The 17,468-nt window shown below is 35.1% G+C and carries 16 protein-coding genes and 1 tRNA gene; 14 read left to right on the top strand and 3 right to left on the bottom strand.

Going from position 1 to position 17,468, the window contains the following annotated elements; all coding sequences use genetic code 11:
* Nucleotides 1-257 precede the first annotated feature (257 nt).
* The 3 genes from ABWU74_RS03435 to lpdA all read left to right on the top strand — a co-directional run bounded on the left by ABWU74_RS03435 (nucleotide 258) and on the right by lpdA (nucleotide 2,620).
* Nucleotides 258-425 carry a hypothetical protein gene (locus ABWU74_RS03435; RefSeq protein ID WP_155968863.1) on the top strand — a complete coding sequence of 56 codons (168 nt, stop codon included), beginning with the start codon at nucleotides 258-260 and terminating at the stop codon, nucleotides 423-425.
* Nucleotides 426-748: 323 nt separating this feature from the next.
* Entirely contained in the window at nucleotides 749-1,171 is a 423-nt protein-coding gene (locus ABWU74_RS03440; RefSeq protein WP_049973639.1) for an IS110 family transposase, read from the top strand.
* Nucleotides 1,172-1,246: 75 nt separating this feature from the next.
* Nucleotides 1,247-2,620 carry a dihydrolipoyl dehydrogenase gene (lpdA, locus tag ABWU74_RS03445; RefSeq protein ID WP_151807945.1) on the top strand — a complete coding sequence of 458 codons (1,374 nt, stop codon included), beginning with the start codon at nucleotides 1,247-1,249 and terminating at the stop codon, nucleotides 2,618-2,620.
* A gap of 5 nt (nucleotides 2,621-2,625) precedes the next feature.
* On the opposite strand, the gene ABWU74_RS03450 is transcribed toward lpdA, so the two are convergent.
* Nucleotides 2,626-3,018 carry a hypothetical protein gene (locus ABWU74_RS03450; protein WP_006279962.1) on the bottom strand — a complete coding sequence of 131 codons (393 nt, stop codon included), beginning with the start codon at nucleotides 3,016-3,018 and terminating at the stop codon, nucleotides 2,626-2,628.
* 69 nt (nucleotides 3,019-3,087) lie between these two features.
* On the opposite strand from ABWU74_RS03450, the gene murG reads away from it, so the two are divergent.
* On the top strand, nucleotides 3,088-4,119 hold the full coding sequence (gene murG, locus ABWU74_RS03455) for an undecaprenyldiphospho-muramoylpentapeptide beta-N-acetylglucosaminyltransferase (protein WP_007549072.1): 1,032 nt from the start codon (nucleotides 3,088-3,090) through the stop codon (nucleotides 4,117-4,119).
* On the opposite strand, the gene gshB is transcribed toward murG, so the two are convergent.
* On the bottom strand, nucleotides 4,104-5,033 hold the full coding sequence (gene gshB, locus ABWU74_RS03460; RefSeq protein ID WP_038198626.1) for a glutathione synthase: 930 nt from the start codon (nucleotides 5,031-5,033) through the stop codon (nucleotides 4,104-4,106). The two genes, murG and gshB, sit on opposite strands and share 16 nt — an antisense overlap.
* A gap of 60 nt (nucleotides 5,034-5,093) precedes the next feature.
* Nucleotides 5,094-5,678, bottom strand: coding sequence for a BON domain-containing protein (locus ABWU74_RS03465; RefSeq protein WP_209472974.1), 585 nt, complete (start codon nucleotides 5,676-5,678; stop codon nucleotides 5,094-5,096).
* Between the two features lie 140 nt (nucleotides 5,679-5,818).
* On the opposite strand from ABWU74_RS03465, the gene ABWU74_RS03470 reads away from it, so the two are divergent.
* From ABWU74_RS03470 to recJ, 10 genes are all read left to right on the top strand, one after another.
* Nucleotides 5,819-5,900: transfer RNA gene (locus tag ABWU74_RS03470), tRNA-Leu, on the top strand.
* Nucleotides 5,901-6,058: 158 nt separating this feature from the next.
* Nucleotides 6,059-7,393, top strand: coding sequence for a trigger factor (tig, locus tag ABWU74_RS03475; protein ID WP_155968869.1), 1,335 nt, complete (start codon nucleotides 6,059-6,061; stop codon nucleotides 7,391-7,393).
* Nucleotides 7,394-7,404: 11 nt separating this feature from the next.
* Nucleotides 7,405-8,031, top strand: a complete 627-nt coding sequence (gene clpP / locus ABWU74_RS03480; RefSeq protein ID WP_006280254.1) for an ATP-dependent Clp endopeptidase proteolytic subunit ClpP — start codon at nucleotides 7,405-7,407, stop codon at nucleotides 8,029-8,031.
* Complete coding sequence (gene clpX, locus ABWU74_RS03485) at nucleotides 8,031-9,308, top strand: ATP-dependent Clp protease ATP-binding subunit ClpX (protein WP_006279985.1); 1,278 nt, start codon at nucleotides 8,031-8,033, stop codon at nucleotides 9,306-9,308. Before clpP ends, clpX begins: the two co-directional genes overlap by 1 nt.
* A 15-nt stretch (nucleotides 9,309-9,323) precedes the next feature.
* Nucleotides 9,324-11,777 carry an endopeptidase La gene (lon, locus tag ABWU74_RS03490; RefSeq protein WP_353289184.1) on the top strand — a complete coding sequence of 818 codons (2,454 nt, stop codon included), beginning with the start codon at nucleotides 9,324-9,326 and terminating at the stop codon, nucleotides 11,775-11,777.
* A 289-nt stretch (nucleotides 11,778-12,066) separates the two neighbouring features.
* Nucleotides 12,067-13,362: a Na+/H+ antiporter NhaC family protein gene (locus ABWU74_RS03495; RefSeq protein ID WP_010962510.1), complete on the top strand. Its 1,296-nt coding sequence runs from the start codon at nucleotides 12,067-12,069 to the stop codon at nucleotides 13,360-13,362.
* A gap of 34 nt (nucleotides 13,363-13,396) precedes the next feature.
* Nucleotides 13,397-14,656, top strand: coding sequence for a cbb3-type cytochrome c oxidase subunit I (locus ABWU74_RS03500; RefSeq protein ID WP_010962509.1), 1,260 nt, complete (start codon nucleotides 13,397-13,399; stop codon nucleotides 14,654-14,656).
* Between the two features lie 571 nt (nucleotides 14,657-15,227).
* Nucleotides 15,228-15,431 carry a hypothetical protein gene (locus ABWU74_RS03505; RefSeq protein WP_010962508.1) on the top strand — a complete coding sequence of 68 codons (204 nt, stop codon included), beginning with the start codon at nucleotides 15,228-15,230 and terminating at the stop codon, nucleotides 15,429-15,431.
* Nucleotides 15,428-15,661, top strand: coding sequence for a hypothetical protein (locus tag ABWU74_RS03510; RefSeq protein ID WP_010962507.1), 234 nt, complete (start codon nucleotides 15,428-15,430; stop codon nucleotides 15,659-15,661). Before ABWU74_RS03505 ends, ABWU74_RS03510 begins: the two co-directional genes overlap by 4 nt.
* 60 nt (nucleotides 15,662-15,721) lie before the next feature.
* Nucleotides 15,722-17,461, top strand: a complete 1,740-nt coding sequence (gene recJ, locus ABWU74_RS03515; RefSeq protein ID WP_353289185.1) for a single-stranded-DNA-specific exonuclease RecJ — start codon at nucleotides 15,722-15,724, stop codon at nucleotides 17,459-17,461.
* Nucleotides 17,462-17,468: the final 7 nt, after the last annotated feature.

Consider the following 17,468-nt stretch of genomic DNA (forward strand, 5'->3'; position numbering starts at 1 on the left):
TAACTGTTTATATGGTGCAATTTACAGCTTTTAGTTGCTAAAATTATAACTCTTAGTTTAATAATTTTAATCTAATAAGCTTTCAGGTTAATAAAATTAAATTATTTGAGTAAATACAATACTATGTTTTTATTTGTGGGTAATAGTAAGGCTTAAAGCAAAATGTAGTACGAACGGTAGGTGGATCTAAAAGATCGAATTACAATCCTGTATACAGCATTTTGCATTATTGTTTGATTATATTTATAGGTACAAAAATGGCTAGAATAATTTTCATGGGAGTAGATGTTTCCAAGGAAGCATTGGACATCTCAATTAATGGCAAGCATAAGCGCATAGCAAACGTGAGTGATGCTATATCTAAGTTTATAGAAACAAATATAGTCGATTTACCCATCAAGTTATGTGTAAGCTGGTGGCTATGAAAAGCTCATTATAAAATTGTTGCAAGATAACTGTCCATAAAGCTCACCCGAATCGGGTATATGCATTTGCCAAAGCTTGCAATCATTTTGCAAAAACTGACAAGTTAGATGCTAAATTACTGGAAAAATACGCTGAATTTGTCAGTAAAGACGGTGAAGTAAAAGGATGTATAATTTCACAAAAGCAAGAGGAATTAAAGGAGCTGGGGGCAGTTGAGCGTAATTTAAATGATGCAATTCATGCAAACAAGTGTCGCCTGCAAAGTGCGACGGGAAAAGCTAGAGAATACATAGAAAGACAGATAGGGTTTGCTGAAAAACAATTGAAAGAAATTAGGCAAGACATAGAAGACGCAATAGCTGAATTGAAAGGAAAAAATGAGCTTTTAATCAGCTATAAAGGTATTGGATCAAAGACGGCGAGCGTTCTACTGACAGAGGTGCCTGAGCTTGGTAGATTAGAGAATAGAGAAATTGCATGCTTAGTTGGAGTTGCACCTAAAACTAGTGAAAGTGGAAGAAAAGTTGGCAAAGCTCAAATCAAAGGAGGCAGGTTTTATGCAAGGAAAGCACTATACATGTCAGCTCTTGTTGCTATGCGCCACAACAGAAAAATGAAAGCGTTTTATCAGCGTTTGGTTGATTCTGGCAAAGCTGCTAAGGTTGCATTAGTTGCTGTCATGAGAAAAATTATCGTTTGTTTAAATGCCATGATAAAAAATAACAACTTTTATCTTGACTCTTAAGACGGTAGATGACAGACCATTGATTGTATGGGTTCCATCTGTTATATATAATCTTTTTGAATACGAAGAAAACTGATGAATGAGTATGATATTACGGTTATAGGTAGCGGTCCTGGTGGTTATATAGCGGCAATTAGGGCGGCACAGCTTGGGTTTAAAACTGCAATTGTGGAAAAAGAAAAAAATTTAGGCGGTATATGCTTAAATTGGGGATGTATACCAACAAAATCACTGCTTAGAGCATCTGAGGTTTATAGGCTAATAAAAAGATCAAAAGAGTTTGGTATAGAAGTAAAGGGAGCGAATTTTGATATACAATCAATAGTGAAATACTCAAGAAACGTTGTTGATAAATTGTCAAGCGGTGTTGCATATTTGATGAAAAAAAATAATATCAAAGTTCATCAAGGTTTTGGTAAACTTGCAGGCAATGGTACTATAAAAGTCGTTAGCGATAAGGAAGAACAAGAAATTGTTTCCAAGCATATCATTTTAGCAACAGGCGTGAGGGCACGGAATCTGCCTGGAATAGAGGCAGATGGAGATTTAATATGGAATGCGCAGCACGCTATGACTCCAGAGAGATTACCAAAATCGCTACTAATTATAGGGTCTGGTGCAATTGGAATAGAATTTGCAAGTTTTTATAGTACTTTGGGTGTTGATGTAACAATCATAGAGATAAAGAGCACTATTTTGCCGCTGGAGGATAAGGACATTTCAGATTTAGCACAAGAAATATTCACAAAACAGGGGATAGAAATATATACAAGCAGTAGCGTAAAAGCTCTTACTAAAAGTAAAGACTCTGCTCAAGTGCTACTAAGTAGTGGTGAGAGCAAAGAATTTGAGAGGGTGATTGTTGCGGTTGGAATTCAAGCAAATATTGAAAATATAGGTTTAGAAAATACAAAAATTAAATTAAGCCCTTCTGGCTTTATTGAAACGAATGAATGGTATGAAACTAGTGAATCAAATGTGTATGCAATAGGTGATGTAGCTGGCCCACCATGTTTAGCACATAAAGCGAGCCATGAAGCCGTGATCTGCATTGAAAAGATTGCTGGTAAAAATGCTCATGCGTTAAAAAAAGAATGCATACCAAATTGCACTTATTCTCATCCACAAATAGCGAGCATCGGCCTTACTGAGGAACAGGCAATAAAAGGTGGGTATGATATAAAAATAGGAAAATTTCACTCTAACTTTAATGGTAAATCTGTTGCACTCAGTGAAACTGAAGGGTTAGTGAAAACGATTATAGATAAAAAAACCGGAGAAATTCTGGGTAGCCACATGATAGGTGCAGAAGTAACGGAGTTAATTAGCAATTTTGCTCTTGCAAAGCAACTAGAAGGAACAGACTTCGACATAAAATCTACGATTTTTCCTCATCCAACCATTTCAGAGATGATACATGAATCAGTGCTTGCTGCAGATGTTAAATAGTTGAACTAACGTTCCATCGTTTTAGAGTTGTCAATGTCTTGAGTAGTAGTTTGATTAGGCACTTTAGTTTCAATAGATTGATTACCACCAGCATCAGAATTCTGTAACTCTTCTTTCAATCCCTTAGCTGCTTCTTTAACTTCAAGCTTTGCCTTTGGATGAAGATCTTCTGGGCCTTTTCCTTTAGTATCCAAACCTTGTTGTAGATTAGTGCTTTTCATTTTATTATGCTGCTCGTGCTCAGGTAGGTCAACGACCGAATTGAAAAGAATTTTTATTATATTTTTTAGCAGTTCTAAAAAACCTCCGCTTCTGCCTTCTCTTTGTTCTTGAGGTTTATTTTTCTCATTAGGTTCTTTTTTACTATTACTTTTAGGCATTTTTAACTCAACTATCATAACGCTTAATAAAATTCTACGTGCAAATTGTTAAATAACAGTTAACAATCTAGGATTTATTATTTACAGATGGATATTATTTTAGCAACAGGTGGCACAGGTGGGCATATCTTTCCGGCCATAGCTTTAGCAAAAGCACTAAAGACACAAGGATACAATTGCATATTATTCACTGATAAAAAAACAAATAAAAATACCGACATAGAAAGCTACACCTTACCATTACGTAGACCAAGCAGCAACAAATTTAAGTTTTTCCTTTTCTTGATATACAGCTCTATGTTAGCACTGTATCAAGTAAGAAAATTAAAACCAAAATCGGTCATTGGTTTTGGTAGCTATGCTTCTTTTCCAACTCTTCTTGCAGCAAGAGTTCTTTCTATACCTATAATTTTACATGAACAAAACACAGTTTTAGGGAGAGTAAATAGATTCTTTTTCAAGAGTGCAAAATTAATTGCAACCAGCTTTCCGGAGACTAAATATGCAGAGGGCAATAAATGTATTTTTACAGGAAATTTTGTTGATATAAAAGCACAGAGCCATTCTAGCACTGAGAAAATCCTAAATATATTGGTCATAGCAGGCAGCCAAGGTGCAAATTTTTTTGATGATGTAGTAAGCAGCGTAATTTGTGATTTACCTATTAAAATGAAAAAGAAAATTAGAGTGACGCAGCAATGTACGAAGAAAAATGTAAACAAGGTCAAAAGTCTATACAAAAGTGAAAAGATCGATTGTGAATTGAGTGAATTTTTTGATGATATGGAGAATAGACTGGCCAATGCTCACTTGGTAATTAGCAGAGCAGGAGCAACTTCAATAGCAGAGATCACTCTTGCTAGGCGTTCTGCTATATATATTCCTTACCCTTACTCAAAAGATAATCACCAATTTTATAACGCAAAATATATTGAAGACTCGAGAGCAGCTATAATAGTTAAGCAGAATAGTGAAGCAAAAAAAAATCTAACAGAGGTACTATTTGATCTATTAAATAATTCTCAAAAATTGCGTGATATGACCAATAGTACAGAAAAAACAGGGATAAAGAATGGGACTACTGAGTTTGTTAAGGTGATTGTTCACAGGTTTAGTTGATGGCTGCTTGCTTTTTCTTCAAACACGTCCCAAAGATCCTTTTCTAGCGATATATTATACAATTTATTGATATAAACTACTCCCGTGGGTGAAGTTGTGTTAATTTCGAGCAGGAAGTCATCTATAATATCAATACCAACAAATATTAGCCCTCTTTTCTTTAATTCAGGACCAATTTTGTTACATATTTCATTGTTTCTATCGTTCATTTGAGCGGGCTCAAAACTTGCTCCAAGTCGCATGTTTGTTCTGATCTCTCCACTGATTTTTGGAATTCGTTTCATTACACCAATTGGTTGGCCATAAAGTAGCAATATTCTTTTATCTTTATCTATGTTTTTACAAAATGATTGTGCAATCACAGGGCATTCGTATTTTGCTATCATGAGATCCACTACTACTTGAATACTATTCTCATCTTGTATTCTTATCACATCGTTTCCTCCATAACTATACAATGGCTTCAGAATAATATCTTGATAGTTGTAGTAGAAATCTCTAATCATTGATATATTTTCAGTAATCAAAGTTGGCGGAATTAGTTCTGGAAATAATGAAGTTATCAATTTTTCAGGACAATTTCTTATTTCTGTTGGATTGTTAATTACCAATGCGCTAGTTTTTTCTAAGATATATGTTGTTGTAATGTAACGCATATCAAAAGGTGGATCCTGTCTGATAAATATGATGTTCATTTCATTCAAGTTGATAGCTACATCTTTTTTGGAGATAAAACTAAAATCATCAACGCTGACTTTCTGAGCAAAAGCAATTGGATAGTTTAGCTTTAGTGCTAAATTATCAGGAGTATAAACAAAAATTTCATACCCCCTCCTTTGTGCTTCTTTTATTAGCGCAAATGTAGTATCAGTTTCAAAATTTATATTTTCATCCATCTGAAAGGCAATTTTCATTTATGTTCTCTACCTATTGTCACAACTGTACAAATGTTATAATTTGAAAGCGATTTTTGCCTAATGGCGTAACTTACTGTACCTGTATCGTACATAACTTACAACTTGTTTTACTCCCTTTACTTTTCTTGCAATTGCTATTACAGCTTTTAATTCCGCTTTATTTTGGGCTATACCCATCAAATAAACAACTCTATCAACCGTATTAACGCTATAATTAATTGATTTAATATTTCTTTTCCCCAGAAGTCTTGTTCTTATTTCCGCTGTTATCATGCCATCTACAGTAGTGTCTAGCATGGAAGCCATTTGAATTGGTATTACTCTTATTTCATTTATCACTTCTTTAATTTCTTTTTGCTGCCAAGCTATTTTTTCTGCTGTAAGTTGTTTTTCAGGAGTGTCAACACTTCCAATGAGCAATACTCTTCCTTCACTTACTTTAACCTTTATGGATGAAAATAGCCCATGTTTTAAGAGCCCCTTATTAATTCTGATGACCATAGTCGTATCATCAATGATATTTCCCAAGGATTTGTCCTGCATTGTTATTGCTGTAGCCACCACACCACCTATTATAAGGGTTGTGCAACCACTTTGTGTAATCAAAAAAATTGCGAGTAAGAAGCTTGTTATTAATCTCATTATTGATTTTCAGGGTTTAGAGCTTTCATTAAGAAATGTTAATAAGCTTTTTTGATTGTGTAAATACCATAAATTAAGTAAGACTTTAAACCTTGAATATTTTTAATGGAATACCTATAATAGGGTACTGAAAATTTCTTGCGGATATGGCGGAATTGGTAGACGTGCCAGGTTTAGGTCCTGGTGAGCTTGCTCGTGGGGGTTCAAGTCCCTCTATCCGCACTTTAAAGTCATGTAACTTAGGTTTTAAGGGAAAATTTATAATCACTAAATACACTTTTGTTTGTGTAAAAACCTGTTCTTAAGGATTGTGTTTAACTTAAATTCTGGTAAAATGACTCTATTAAGATATGAATTAAAATGTTAATAAATGAATTATGATGTCTAATAATATACCTCAAAATACAGTCGAAGTAAGTAGCGTATATACCTACAAAGAGCTTAGTATAGATAAACTAAAGTATGAGTATGAAATCACAGTTGGTAGTGATTATATAAAACAAAAGGTAAATTCCAGGTTGCAAGAGATAGCAGAAAATGCAAAATCACCTGGATTTAGGGCTGGAAAGATGCCCTATGACCTTGTTGTTGCAAATTATAAAAACGAGGCTTTGGAATATGTGATAAATAATACAATTGATTATTGCTCAAGTGATTTGATGAAAAAAATTGAAGTCAAGTCTCACATTTATCCTAAGGTTGATGTTATATCATTACCAGATCTGGGCAAAGAAAATGAGGAGGGCAATTTTGTATACAAGCTATCTTTTGAGTCGATGCCTGAAGTACCGATGATAGATCTTGACAAAATAAACTTAAAGAAAATTGAAGCAAAGATTGAAGAGGAAGATATAAAAGAATTTATTGATTCTATCAAAACAAAGTTCCCCAATTTTGCCTCTGTTGATGATGCTTCTTATCAAGCGAAAGATGGGGATAAATTGATAATTGATTTTGAAGGGCGGATTAGGAATAAGCTCTTTCAAGGTGGAAGTAGCAAAGATTTTGCCGTTAATTTAGGGTCTGGCACATTTATTAATGGTTTTGAAGATCAATTAACTGGTATGAAAAAGGGAGAAACAAAGAACTTTAAGTTGAAATTTCCTGAAAATTACCAAGCCATTTCCCTTGCAGGACAGGAAGCTGATTTTTCTGTGCGAGTTAATGAGATTCAAATTGCCAAAGATTTTGAAAATGATGATGAAATAGCTAAGAGTATTGGGTTTAAAGATTATTCTTTGCTAATAAATCATGCAAAAAAAATGATTGGTGATCAGTGCACCGAAATGAGAAATCTCTTAATTAAAAAGGAGCTGTTTGATTATTTGGATGCTAATTATAGTTTTGATTTACCCACAGACATAGTAAAACAGGAGCAACAAAGAATGGAAGGAGAATTGGGTGCTCAAAATGATTCTCGTAAAGAAGCTGAAAAACGTGTAAAGCTTGCTATGTTATTTATGAAATTTAGTGCAGAACATAAAATATCATTAACTCAAAATGATGTTTTGAGTGTTATTGTAAATCAATATGTCAGTAAAGATGTGCAATTTGACAGAGTACTTAAGCATTTTGAATCAAATAAACAATTTCAAGAATTAGTTAGAGGGCAAGCGCTTGAGTATAAAGTGACAGATTATATAATAGAAAAAGTTAGTAAAGAAGAGCAGATTGTTTCTGTGAAAGAATTAAAGGAATTATTTGATAATATTTAATAGGAAAAGGTATGACTCTTATACCAATTGTAGTTGAACAAACTAGTCGCGGTGAGCGCGCTTATGACATATATTCAAGACTAGTGAAAGAAAGAATAATTTTTGTAACAGGTCCTATTGAAGACAATATGGCCAGTGTAATAGTAGCACAGCTTTTATTTTTAGAATCGGAAAATCCCGATAAAGACATTTGTATGTACATCAACTCACCAGGTGGTGTTGTAACTGCTGGTTTGTCGATCTACGATACAATGCAGTATATAAACCCAGACGTTTCAACTTTATGTATAGGTCAAGCTGCGTCTATGGGTTCTTTATTGCTTGCAGCTGGTACAAAAGGTAAGCGCTACTCTCTACCTCATTCAAGAATTATGATACATCAGCCATCTGGTGGTTATCATGGTCAAGCAACTGATATAGAAATACATGCTAATGAAATTTTGCGGGTTAAGAAAAAACTAAATCAAATTTATGAAAAACATACTGGAAATTCACTGAAGAAAATTGAAGGAATGATGGAAAGAGATAAATTCATGGATCCTGAAGAAGCAAGGAAAATTGGCTTAATTGACAGGGTGATAGCTGAGCGTACAGATATTGAAATTGAAAATATTAAAGTTAAACAAAAGGTGGGTTAATGGATAACAATAATGATTTACACTACTGTTCTTTTTGCAACAAGGCGCAAGATGAAGTAGATAAATTGATTACTAACTCTTCGGATGGTTTAAAGGTGTTTATTTGTAATGAGTGCATAGAATTATCCCATAAAGCAATAAGTCAAAAGAAAGATAGATCTTTTAATTCAGATCGTATATCTGATATGAAGCTATTACTAAAGAAACCTGAGGATATAAAAAACTTTCTCAGCAAGCATGTTGTAGGTCAAGAACACGCGCAACACGTTTTATCTGTAGCTATGTATAACCATTGTCAATCCATGGTACAATTTCATGCTATAAGTGATATTGAAATCGAGAAGTCAAATATAATGCTTATTGGTCCCACTGGTTCTGGTAAGACTTTGCTAGCCAAAACACTTGCTAAAGTTTCAGATGTGCCATTTGCTATGGCTGATGCGACAACTTTAACTGAGGCAGGTTATGTGGGTGATGATGTAGAAAGCGTGTTGTCGCGTTTATTACAAGCTGCAAATTATGACGTTGTAAAAGCACAGCGTGGTATAGTGTTTATAGATGAAATAGACAAGATTACAAGAAAATCTGAAAGCACTTCAATAACCCGTGACGTTTCAGGTGAAGGGGTCCAGCAAGCTCTGCTTAAGATTATGGAGGGTACAGTTGCTTATGTTCCGCCACAAGGAGGGCGAAAACACCCACAACAAGAGTTTATACAAGTGGATACTAGTAACATACTGTTTATTTGTGGAGGAGCTTTTGAAGGCCTCGATAAAATTATTGAAGCGAGAAAAAAGGGAACGTCAGTTGGCTTTGGAGCAGATATAAGTCAGTCTAAAGAGCAAAAGAAAAAGAATGCTTTACATGATGTTCAACCTGAAGATTTAATCAAATTCGGTTTAATACCCGAATTTGTAGGGCGGGTTCCAATAACTGCTGTTTTAGATGAGCTGGATCATGAAGATTTAATACATGTGTTGACAGAGCCAAGGAATGCACTAATAAAACAGTACAAAGCATTGCTTGCGTTTAGCAAAGTAAACCTTGAGTTTTCAGATGAAGCAATATCAGCTATTGCTAAAAAGGCTATAAGCTACAAAACAGGTGCAAGAATGTTACGTGCTATCTTGGAGTCACTTTTGCTTGACATTATGTATACATCTGGAAACGGAGGCTTTGAAGGTAGCACTATAGTAATCACTAAGAAAATGGTAGAATTAGGAAAAGCAACGGTTAATCATAATAACAATGGCAATGTTATAACGGTTAATGATTAATTTGAGGCATATATTATGAACATTGAACGTGCTGTAAGCTCTAGTTTTACTGCATTGCCAGTATTACCTTTAAGAGATGTAGTAATTTTTCCAAATATAATGGTGCCTTTATTCATAGGCAGAGAAAAATCTGTTAATGCACTAGAGTATGCAATAAGTAGTAGTAATCACCAAAATGAGATTTTTCTTGTAGCACAGAAAGATGGCTCTGTTGATAATCCAGAGCCTGAAGATCTTTATGAAGTAGGTGTGTTAGCAAGCATTGTACAACCGTTAATAAAATTACCTGACAATGCAGTAAAAGTTATAATCCGGGGGATAAGAAGGGGAAGAGTTGTAGAATATATTAGCTCTCATACTTTATTACAAGCCAGGGTAGAGTTAGACAATTATTATAAAGAAGATGAAGACAATATTGATTTAGAAGCTTTAAGGCGGTCTGTTGTAGACGCGTTCGATAGCTGGTGTAAGCTAAACAAGAAAAATCAACCCGAGGTTGCCATTAACTCCATTGATCAAATCAAAGAAGTTGATCAACTTGTAGACACGGTAGCTTCACATTTAAATATAAAAGTATCAGATAAACAAAGTATACTTGAGGCTTATGACCCAGAAGAGCGTTTAAAAAAAGCTTTTGCTTTTATTGAGAGAGAAATGAGTATTTTGAACGCACAAAACCGTTTATATAAGACAATTAAATCGCAAGTTGAAAGCACTCAGAAAGTTTACTACCTTAACGAGCAATTGAAAGCTATACAGAAAGAATTAGGCGAATTTGAGAATGGTGATGAAGGGGATATACTCAATGAATTTGAAAAAAAGATAAATGAAACAAAGCTTTCTCAGGAAGCAAGAGAGAAAGCTATAACTGATTTGAAGAGATACAAGAAAATGAATCCCATTTCTCCTGAAGCTACAGTTATATCTAGTTACTTGCATTGGTTGCTTGAGTTGCCATGGGGAAAGTACAAAGATGCAAAAATTAACTTAAATGCAGCTAAGAAAATCTTAGATGAAAATCATTATGGCATAGAGAAAGTAAAAGATAGAATAATAGAATTTTTAGCGGTATTAAAAAGAGTAAAAGAGATAAAAGGTCCTATACTTTGCTTAGTTGGACCGCCAGGTGTTGGTAAAACTTCTTTAGCTAAGTCTATGGCAAGAGCAGTAGGAAGAGATTTTGTTCGCATAGCTCTTGGTGGTGTGCGTGATGAGTCTGAGATACGAGGGCATAGGAAAACTTATATTGGCTCAATGCCTGGTAAAATCATTCAACACATGAAAAAAGCTAATTCATGCAACCCGCTTTTTCTGCTTGATGAAATAGATAAGATGGGTTCTGATTCGCGTGGCGATCCTGCGTCTGCATTACTTGAGGTTTTAGATACTGAGCACAATAAACACTTTACGGATCATTACTTGGAAGTTGAGTTTGATCTTTCAAGTGTAATGTTTGTAGCTACGGCAAACAGCTTAAATTTACCACATCCTTTGCGTGATAGGATGGAAATTATACAATTGTCCGGGTATACTGAAGATGAAAAAATCAGTATTGCTACACACCACCTTATTCCGAAGTTAAAGAAGGAGCATGGTTTGTATCAGAAGGAATGGGACATAACTAATGAGGCGTTATACGAGTTGATACGTTTATATACACGTGAAAGTGGTGTGCGGAGTATGGAAAGGGAGCTTGCAAAGCTCATGAGAAAGGCAGTTAAAGAAATATTGACTGATAAAAATAAGAAAATATCCGTAGGGGTTGACAATTTACAAGATTATTTAGGGGTACGTAAATATACCTTTGGCATTGCGGAAAATGAGAGTTTAGTAGGAATAGTAACTGGGCTCGCCTATACTGAAACAGGTGGTGATATTTTGATGATAGAATCAGTCCTAATTCCGGGCAAGGGAGAAATAAAATACACAGGAAAGCTTGGAGAGGTTATGCAAGAATCTATAAAAGCTGCGTATAGTTATATTCGATCAAATTGTTTGTTTTTTGGTATAAAGCCCGAAAAATTCCAAAATAATGATATACATTTGCATGTACCTGAGGGTGCTGTACCAAAAGATGGCCCTTCTGCTGGCGGCGCGGTATGTACGTCTATTGTTTCTCTTATGACAAATATACCAGTTAACAAAAATGTTGCTATGACAGGCGAAGTGACATTGCGTGGTAGAGTTTTAGCTATCGGGGGCTTGAGAGAAAAATTGCTTGCAGCGCTCAGAGGATCAATCAAAACTGTGATTATACCAAGTGAAAATGAGAAAGATATGCAAGAAATTCCGGCAAGCATCAAAGAGGGGATCAACGTAGTTTTTGCTAAGAATATTGATGAAGTTATGAAAGTTGCTTTAATGCACCCTACTACTCCAATTAATGGTGATGATAATCAAAATAGTGTGCCTTCCTCTATAGAAAGTAAAGATGATACTTTTCCTATGTCGGAAACATTGAAGCATTAGATTAAAAAAATATTATCAATCTCCATTTCTCTTTTATCCGGCAAAAATCCACCAACTTGTGCATCCCATAAGGATATGACTTGCTTTGTTGTTATGTCATTCATATTTTTTACTTATTCTATCTCCCAGTTTAATTCAAGTAGATGATATATTATAATAGTCCTTTTCATGGAAACCTTTTCTGGTAGATTGCTTTCTAGAAAAACCTTGGTCAAGGTGCTAACTGTGGTTTATAATAATATAAATCATATCATAGTTGATTTGCGTTTATCAGAGCTGGAGTAGAGGTATGTTTTATCTTACAAATTTTTTGCCTATTTTACTGTTCCTATTTCTTTTTGTAGGAAGTGGTATATATTTTACTATTCTTGGCGTGTCAAATGCTTTTTATCAGTTATCTCCACTGGTAGCCATTGTTCCTGCCATAGCTCTGGGTTGGGTTTTATACAAGGGCAATACTGAAGAAAAAATGTATGCCTTTCTAGATGGGGTAAGAGATCGTAATATTATCACTATGTGTATCATTTTCTTACTTGCAGGTGCATTCAGTGAAGTAACTAAAGCAATCGGTAGTGCTGATGCCACAGTTAATTTGGCTCTTTCATTTATACCAACACAATTTTTACTCATAGGATTATTTTTTGTAGCAGCTTTCATCTCCACTGCTATTGGTACATCAATGGGCACCATTGCAACAATTGCTCCTATTGCAGTTGAACTGACACAAGCTGGGATTTCTCCTTCCTTAGGAGTTGCAACCGTTGTAGGAGGAGCAATGTTTGGCGACAATTTATCTATTATCTCTGATACTACAATTGCATCTGTGATGTCTCAAAAGGCTGATATAAAGAAAAAATTAAAACTGAATGCAAAAGTGGCACTAATTGCTTCTATATTCACAATAATTATATTATTTTATAGCTCAAGCAATAGTGCTGCTATTTCAGTTAAGGAGTATTCTTTATTGCTTGTGACTCCTTACATAATACTTATATTGCTTGCAAACTTTGGAATAAATGTATTTACGGCATTGGTTTTAAGCATAACTTTTGCTGGAATCATTGGATTTATAAATAACAACAATCATGGTTTATTGTTTTTAAGCCAAAACATCACCAAAGGGTTTATGAGTATGCATGAAATTATGCTACTGTCATTGATGGTTGGCGGGCTTTCAGGACTGGTAGGTAAAAATTCTAAGGAGCTTGCAGATAAACTTTCATCTTGGGTTATGATACAACGTGGTGGACAAAAAACTGCGCAATTATTTATTGCAAAAATAGTCAGCATATTTGATATTTTACTTGCAAATAACACCATCGCTATAATTTTTAGTGGTGAAATTGCTAGAGATATTGCTAAGAAATATGAAATACCGCCTCACTATAGTGCAGCATGGCTAGGCATATTTTCTTGTGTATTTCAAGGATTAATACCGTATGGCGCTCAATTGCTTTTGGCTAGCACTATTGCTGGAGTTTCACCTTTGGCAGTCGTGCCACACGTATACTATTGCTATGTTTTAGGTATTATTGCAGTGTTATATATTGTATTGAACAAAATTGAGAAAAAAGATTGTGCTTAATATACAAGACAACGCTCCGCTCTGTAGAAAATGGATGTTCTTGGCAGTATGTGCTCTTGCTTGCTCTGGGTTACTGTCAATAATTGTTATTTTTCTACGATTGCCTTTTATCTCCTCTCTTGTTCCTTCTGCACAATATATTTTTGATAATGCGCTGGTAATACACGTGAACTTGTCAATTTTAGTGTGGATGTGCTCTATAATATCTCTGCTCTTTATCATAAACCTACAAAATACCAATAGTTGGTTTAACTTTTCATGGGTTCTATCAACCCTTTCGATGCTGCTCATGTTTATATCCGCATTCGTTCCAAACACTGAAGTTATCAAAAGTAACTATATTCCCGTATTACAAAACAAATTATTTTTACTTGGACTCAGTTTATTTATTGCCAGTATATTAGTAAATACAATGCTAGCATACACATCAAAAAAAGAGGTTTCATTTCTCTCTGTTGGGCAAATTGGGCTAGTTATTATACTTGTATCGTCATTTCTTTGCTTTGTTTTAGCATATAATAATATGCCTCCAGGTCTATATCACTCAGATAATAATTTATTTTACGAATATCTCTTTTGGGGAGGCGGACATTTATTGCAGTTTGCTTTTACTCAAGGAATGTTTTTAGTCTATTTAATAATGCTAAGTTCCAATGATATTAGTTTAGCTTCAAACAATAAAATTACTATTTTACCACTATTTATAAACACGATTTTAGCTGTAGGCGCACCGTTTGTATATTTTGTTTATCCAGTTGATAGTGCCAAGTTAATACAGTTTTTTACTTGGCATATGAGGATTGCTGGAGCAGTTTTGCCGTGCTTTTTGATAATATTAGTGTGCTACAACATCAGAACTTTTATTAATGATAAAAGCAACTATTTACTACATTCATTTTTGTTGTTCACTTATGGAGATGTGCTCGGAGTGTTGACTATTGAAGGTAATGTCACGATTCCTGCTCATTATCACGGTTCTGTAGTTGGTATCACTATAGCTTTTATGAATTTTGTCTACTGGATGTTACCTAAATTAAACTTTAAAGAGATAAAAAGTTCCATGGTAAGATTACAGATTTATGCCTACAGTATAGGGCATTTTCTCCATATCACTGGCCTTGTGTGGCTTGGTGGATATGGTGCTTTAAGGAAGGTTGCAGATCTGCCAAGTATTTCGTCAATGTTAGCACGCACGTGCTTCATTATAGGTGGCGCTATATCAGTTGTTGGTGGAATGTTGTTCGTAATAATTGTGCTTTTACATCTGTTAAAAGGCAAAGCGCGTACCAACTGACCCATAGAAACAAAAAAACTTCCTTGACAAACTCCGCCAGCCCCCTTATCATGAAACTGAAGCTATTTATTTATCTTCTCTGTACAGATTAAATGACAAAAAAACTCAACGTATCTGGCGTCTCATGTTTAATTTTTTGCACTATGTGCACCTTATGTCTTTATAAAATTTCTAGGTTTTTACCTAATATAAGCTGAAATGCGCTTATAAAGCATTTAAAACATAAAAAAACGCCAACTTAAAAAATGGATAGTGAATAACTAGCTACCCTAGGGTTTCTTTTGCCTTTTTTTCTGTTTAGTAAATTTCTTAATGTTTATAATTTAGATTAGTTGCGGCTTAAAAGCAACTGAATCGCGGTTATTAAACGTTTAGAATAAAAAAACGCCATACTTGAAAGTATAATGTAAGTAATTAGCCAACCACGGGGCTTCTTTTGCCTTTTTCTCCGCTTGGTAAATTTTTTAATATTTATACGGAAGGTAGCGCGTGACGCTGGAACCCCAAAAAAAGGATGATGTCATCCCAGTGCTCCTTTTTTTGTCATCCGAGTAGCTGACACTGTCCTCCTTTGTCATCCCAGTGCCCAGACACTGGGATCCAGCATTTCACGCAATCCCATCAAGAACGTTGTATTTTACATAACACTTTTATGCTTACCAACTTAATAAAATTCCTGGATCCCAGTGTCAGCTACTCGGATGACAAAAAAAGGAGCACTGGGATGACAGGAGAGGGAGGCTACTTGGATGACATCATAGGGGCACTGGGATGACACCATTCTTTTTCCTGGATCCAAATAGTCAAGGCACTGGAATGACAAAAAAAGGAGGCACTGGAACGACAAAGTGGAGTGTCTGCTTCTGTCATCCTATGATAGCTAAAAAGACCTGGTCACGCGCTGGAATGACACCGAAGGGGCTACTGCCCTCTTGGATGGAGACCAGTGTCAGCTACTTAGATGATACCTTTTTTCTACTTAGTTTAGGTTATGCAGAAGTCTAATACAATTATAGAACAAGCTTAAAAATTCTGGTAAAGTAGTTTTATTTACAAAGAAAGAATATGCTACTTGAAATTGAAAAGCGCAGCATAACAAATGCATTGTGGAAGTTGCAAGAAGCAGATCAAAGGCAAATCTTAACTCTTACACAGAGATTTGAGTTACCAGAAATATTAGCAAGAATATTGGTTACTCGTGGTGTTAACATAGAAAATGCAAGCGACTTCTTATATCCACTAATCAGATCGCTATTACCAGATCCCTTTCACCTTCTTGATATGGATAAAGCTGTTTCTCGTATAATACGGGCAATAAAAAATGATGAAAACCTTGCAATATTTGGTGACTATGATGTTGATGGTGCAACGTCGTCAGCATTGATTAACAGGTACCTGAGAGCAATCGATATACACTCTATAATCTACATTCCAGATCGTGTTGATGAGGGTTATGGATTAAACACAGATGCTTTATTACAACTTAAAAAGAATGGAATTGATTTATGTATTTCCGTTGATTGTGGTACGCTTGCATATCAACCAATAGAAGATGCAAAGGCTTTTGGTCTTGATATTATAGTTGTTGACCATCACCTTGGTACGGAAAAATTACCAAGCGCCGTAGCAGTTGTGAATCCAAACCGCCTTGATGAGAGCTCTCCTTATAATAACCTAGCAGCAGTTGGAGTGTCATTTCTGCTAATTGTTGCTCTTAATAAAAGCCTACGTGAGCAAGGATTTTTTACCAACAAAAAAGAACCAGATTTATTTGATCTGTTGGATTTGGTTGCCCTGGGAACTGTCTGTGATGTTATGCAGATCACAGGCCTCAATAGAGCACTTGTCTCACAAGGATTAAAAGTTATGTCAACAAGAAAAAACGTTGGCTTGCGTGTTTTATTTGATGCTTTGGGAATCCTTGAAAAACCAAGTGTTTCTCGATTAGGGTTTAGTATTGGGCCATGCATAAATGCTGGAGGAAGAATTGGAGAAGCATCGCTTGGTGCAAGGTTGCTTTCCACCGATGATGATGAAGAGGCACATTCAATCGCGCTAAAATTAATAGATTTGAATAATGCAAGAAAAGTGTTAGAAAATGAGGCTCTCTTGGAAGCTACAGCACAAGCGGAAAAGTCTGCCCAATCAGGTGCGAATTTTATAATGATAAGTGGCAATTGGCACCAGGGAATAATTGGTATAATTGCATCAAGGCTAAAGGAGCAGTTTCACTTGCCAACAGTAGTGATATCTTTAAATAATGGAATAGGAAAAGCAAGCTGTAGATCAATTTTGGGAGTTGATATCGGTGCTGCAGTCCTTTCCGCAAAGTTTATAAATTTGATTATTGAAGGTGGTGGCCATAGTATGGCGGCAGGATTTTCAATTAAAGAAGACAAAATAAATGATTTGCATGATTTTTTTACTGAAAGATTTTCAAACTCTATAAATGAGAAAACTTTAAAAGCTGATAGTATAGTAACTGCTAAAGCAATAAACTTATCTCTGTGGAACCAACTGCAACGCTTGGGACCATTTGGAGTTGGAAATCCTGAACCAAGGTTTATTATCCAAGGAGCAAAGATAAGAAAGCTTGAAGTTATAGGAGTTGACCATATAAAATGTTTTATTGCTGATGATAATGTTATGGTAAGAGCTATTGCATTTCGTTCTGCAAATACTCATCTTGGCTCTGCTATCATGCAGGGTAATGTTAAAGCTATTTTGGGTAAAATCTCTATGAATTACTGGAATGGCAATGAATTTGTACAATTTTTAATAGAAGATGTATTGACCATTAGTTGAGTGTATC

It is taken from the genome of Wolbachia endosymbiont (group A) of Paraperithous gnathaulax (assembly GCF_964028485.1).
In the GTDB taxonomy this organism is placed as follows: domain Bacteria; phylum Pseudomonadota; class Alphaproteobacteria; order Rickettsiales; family Anaplasmataceae; genus Wolbachia; species Wolbachia pipientis.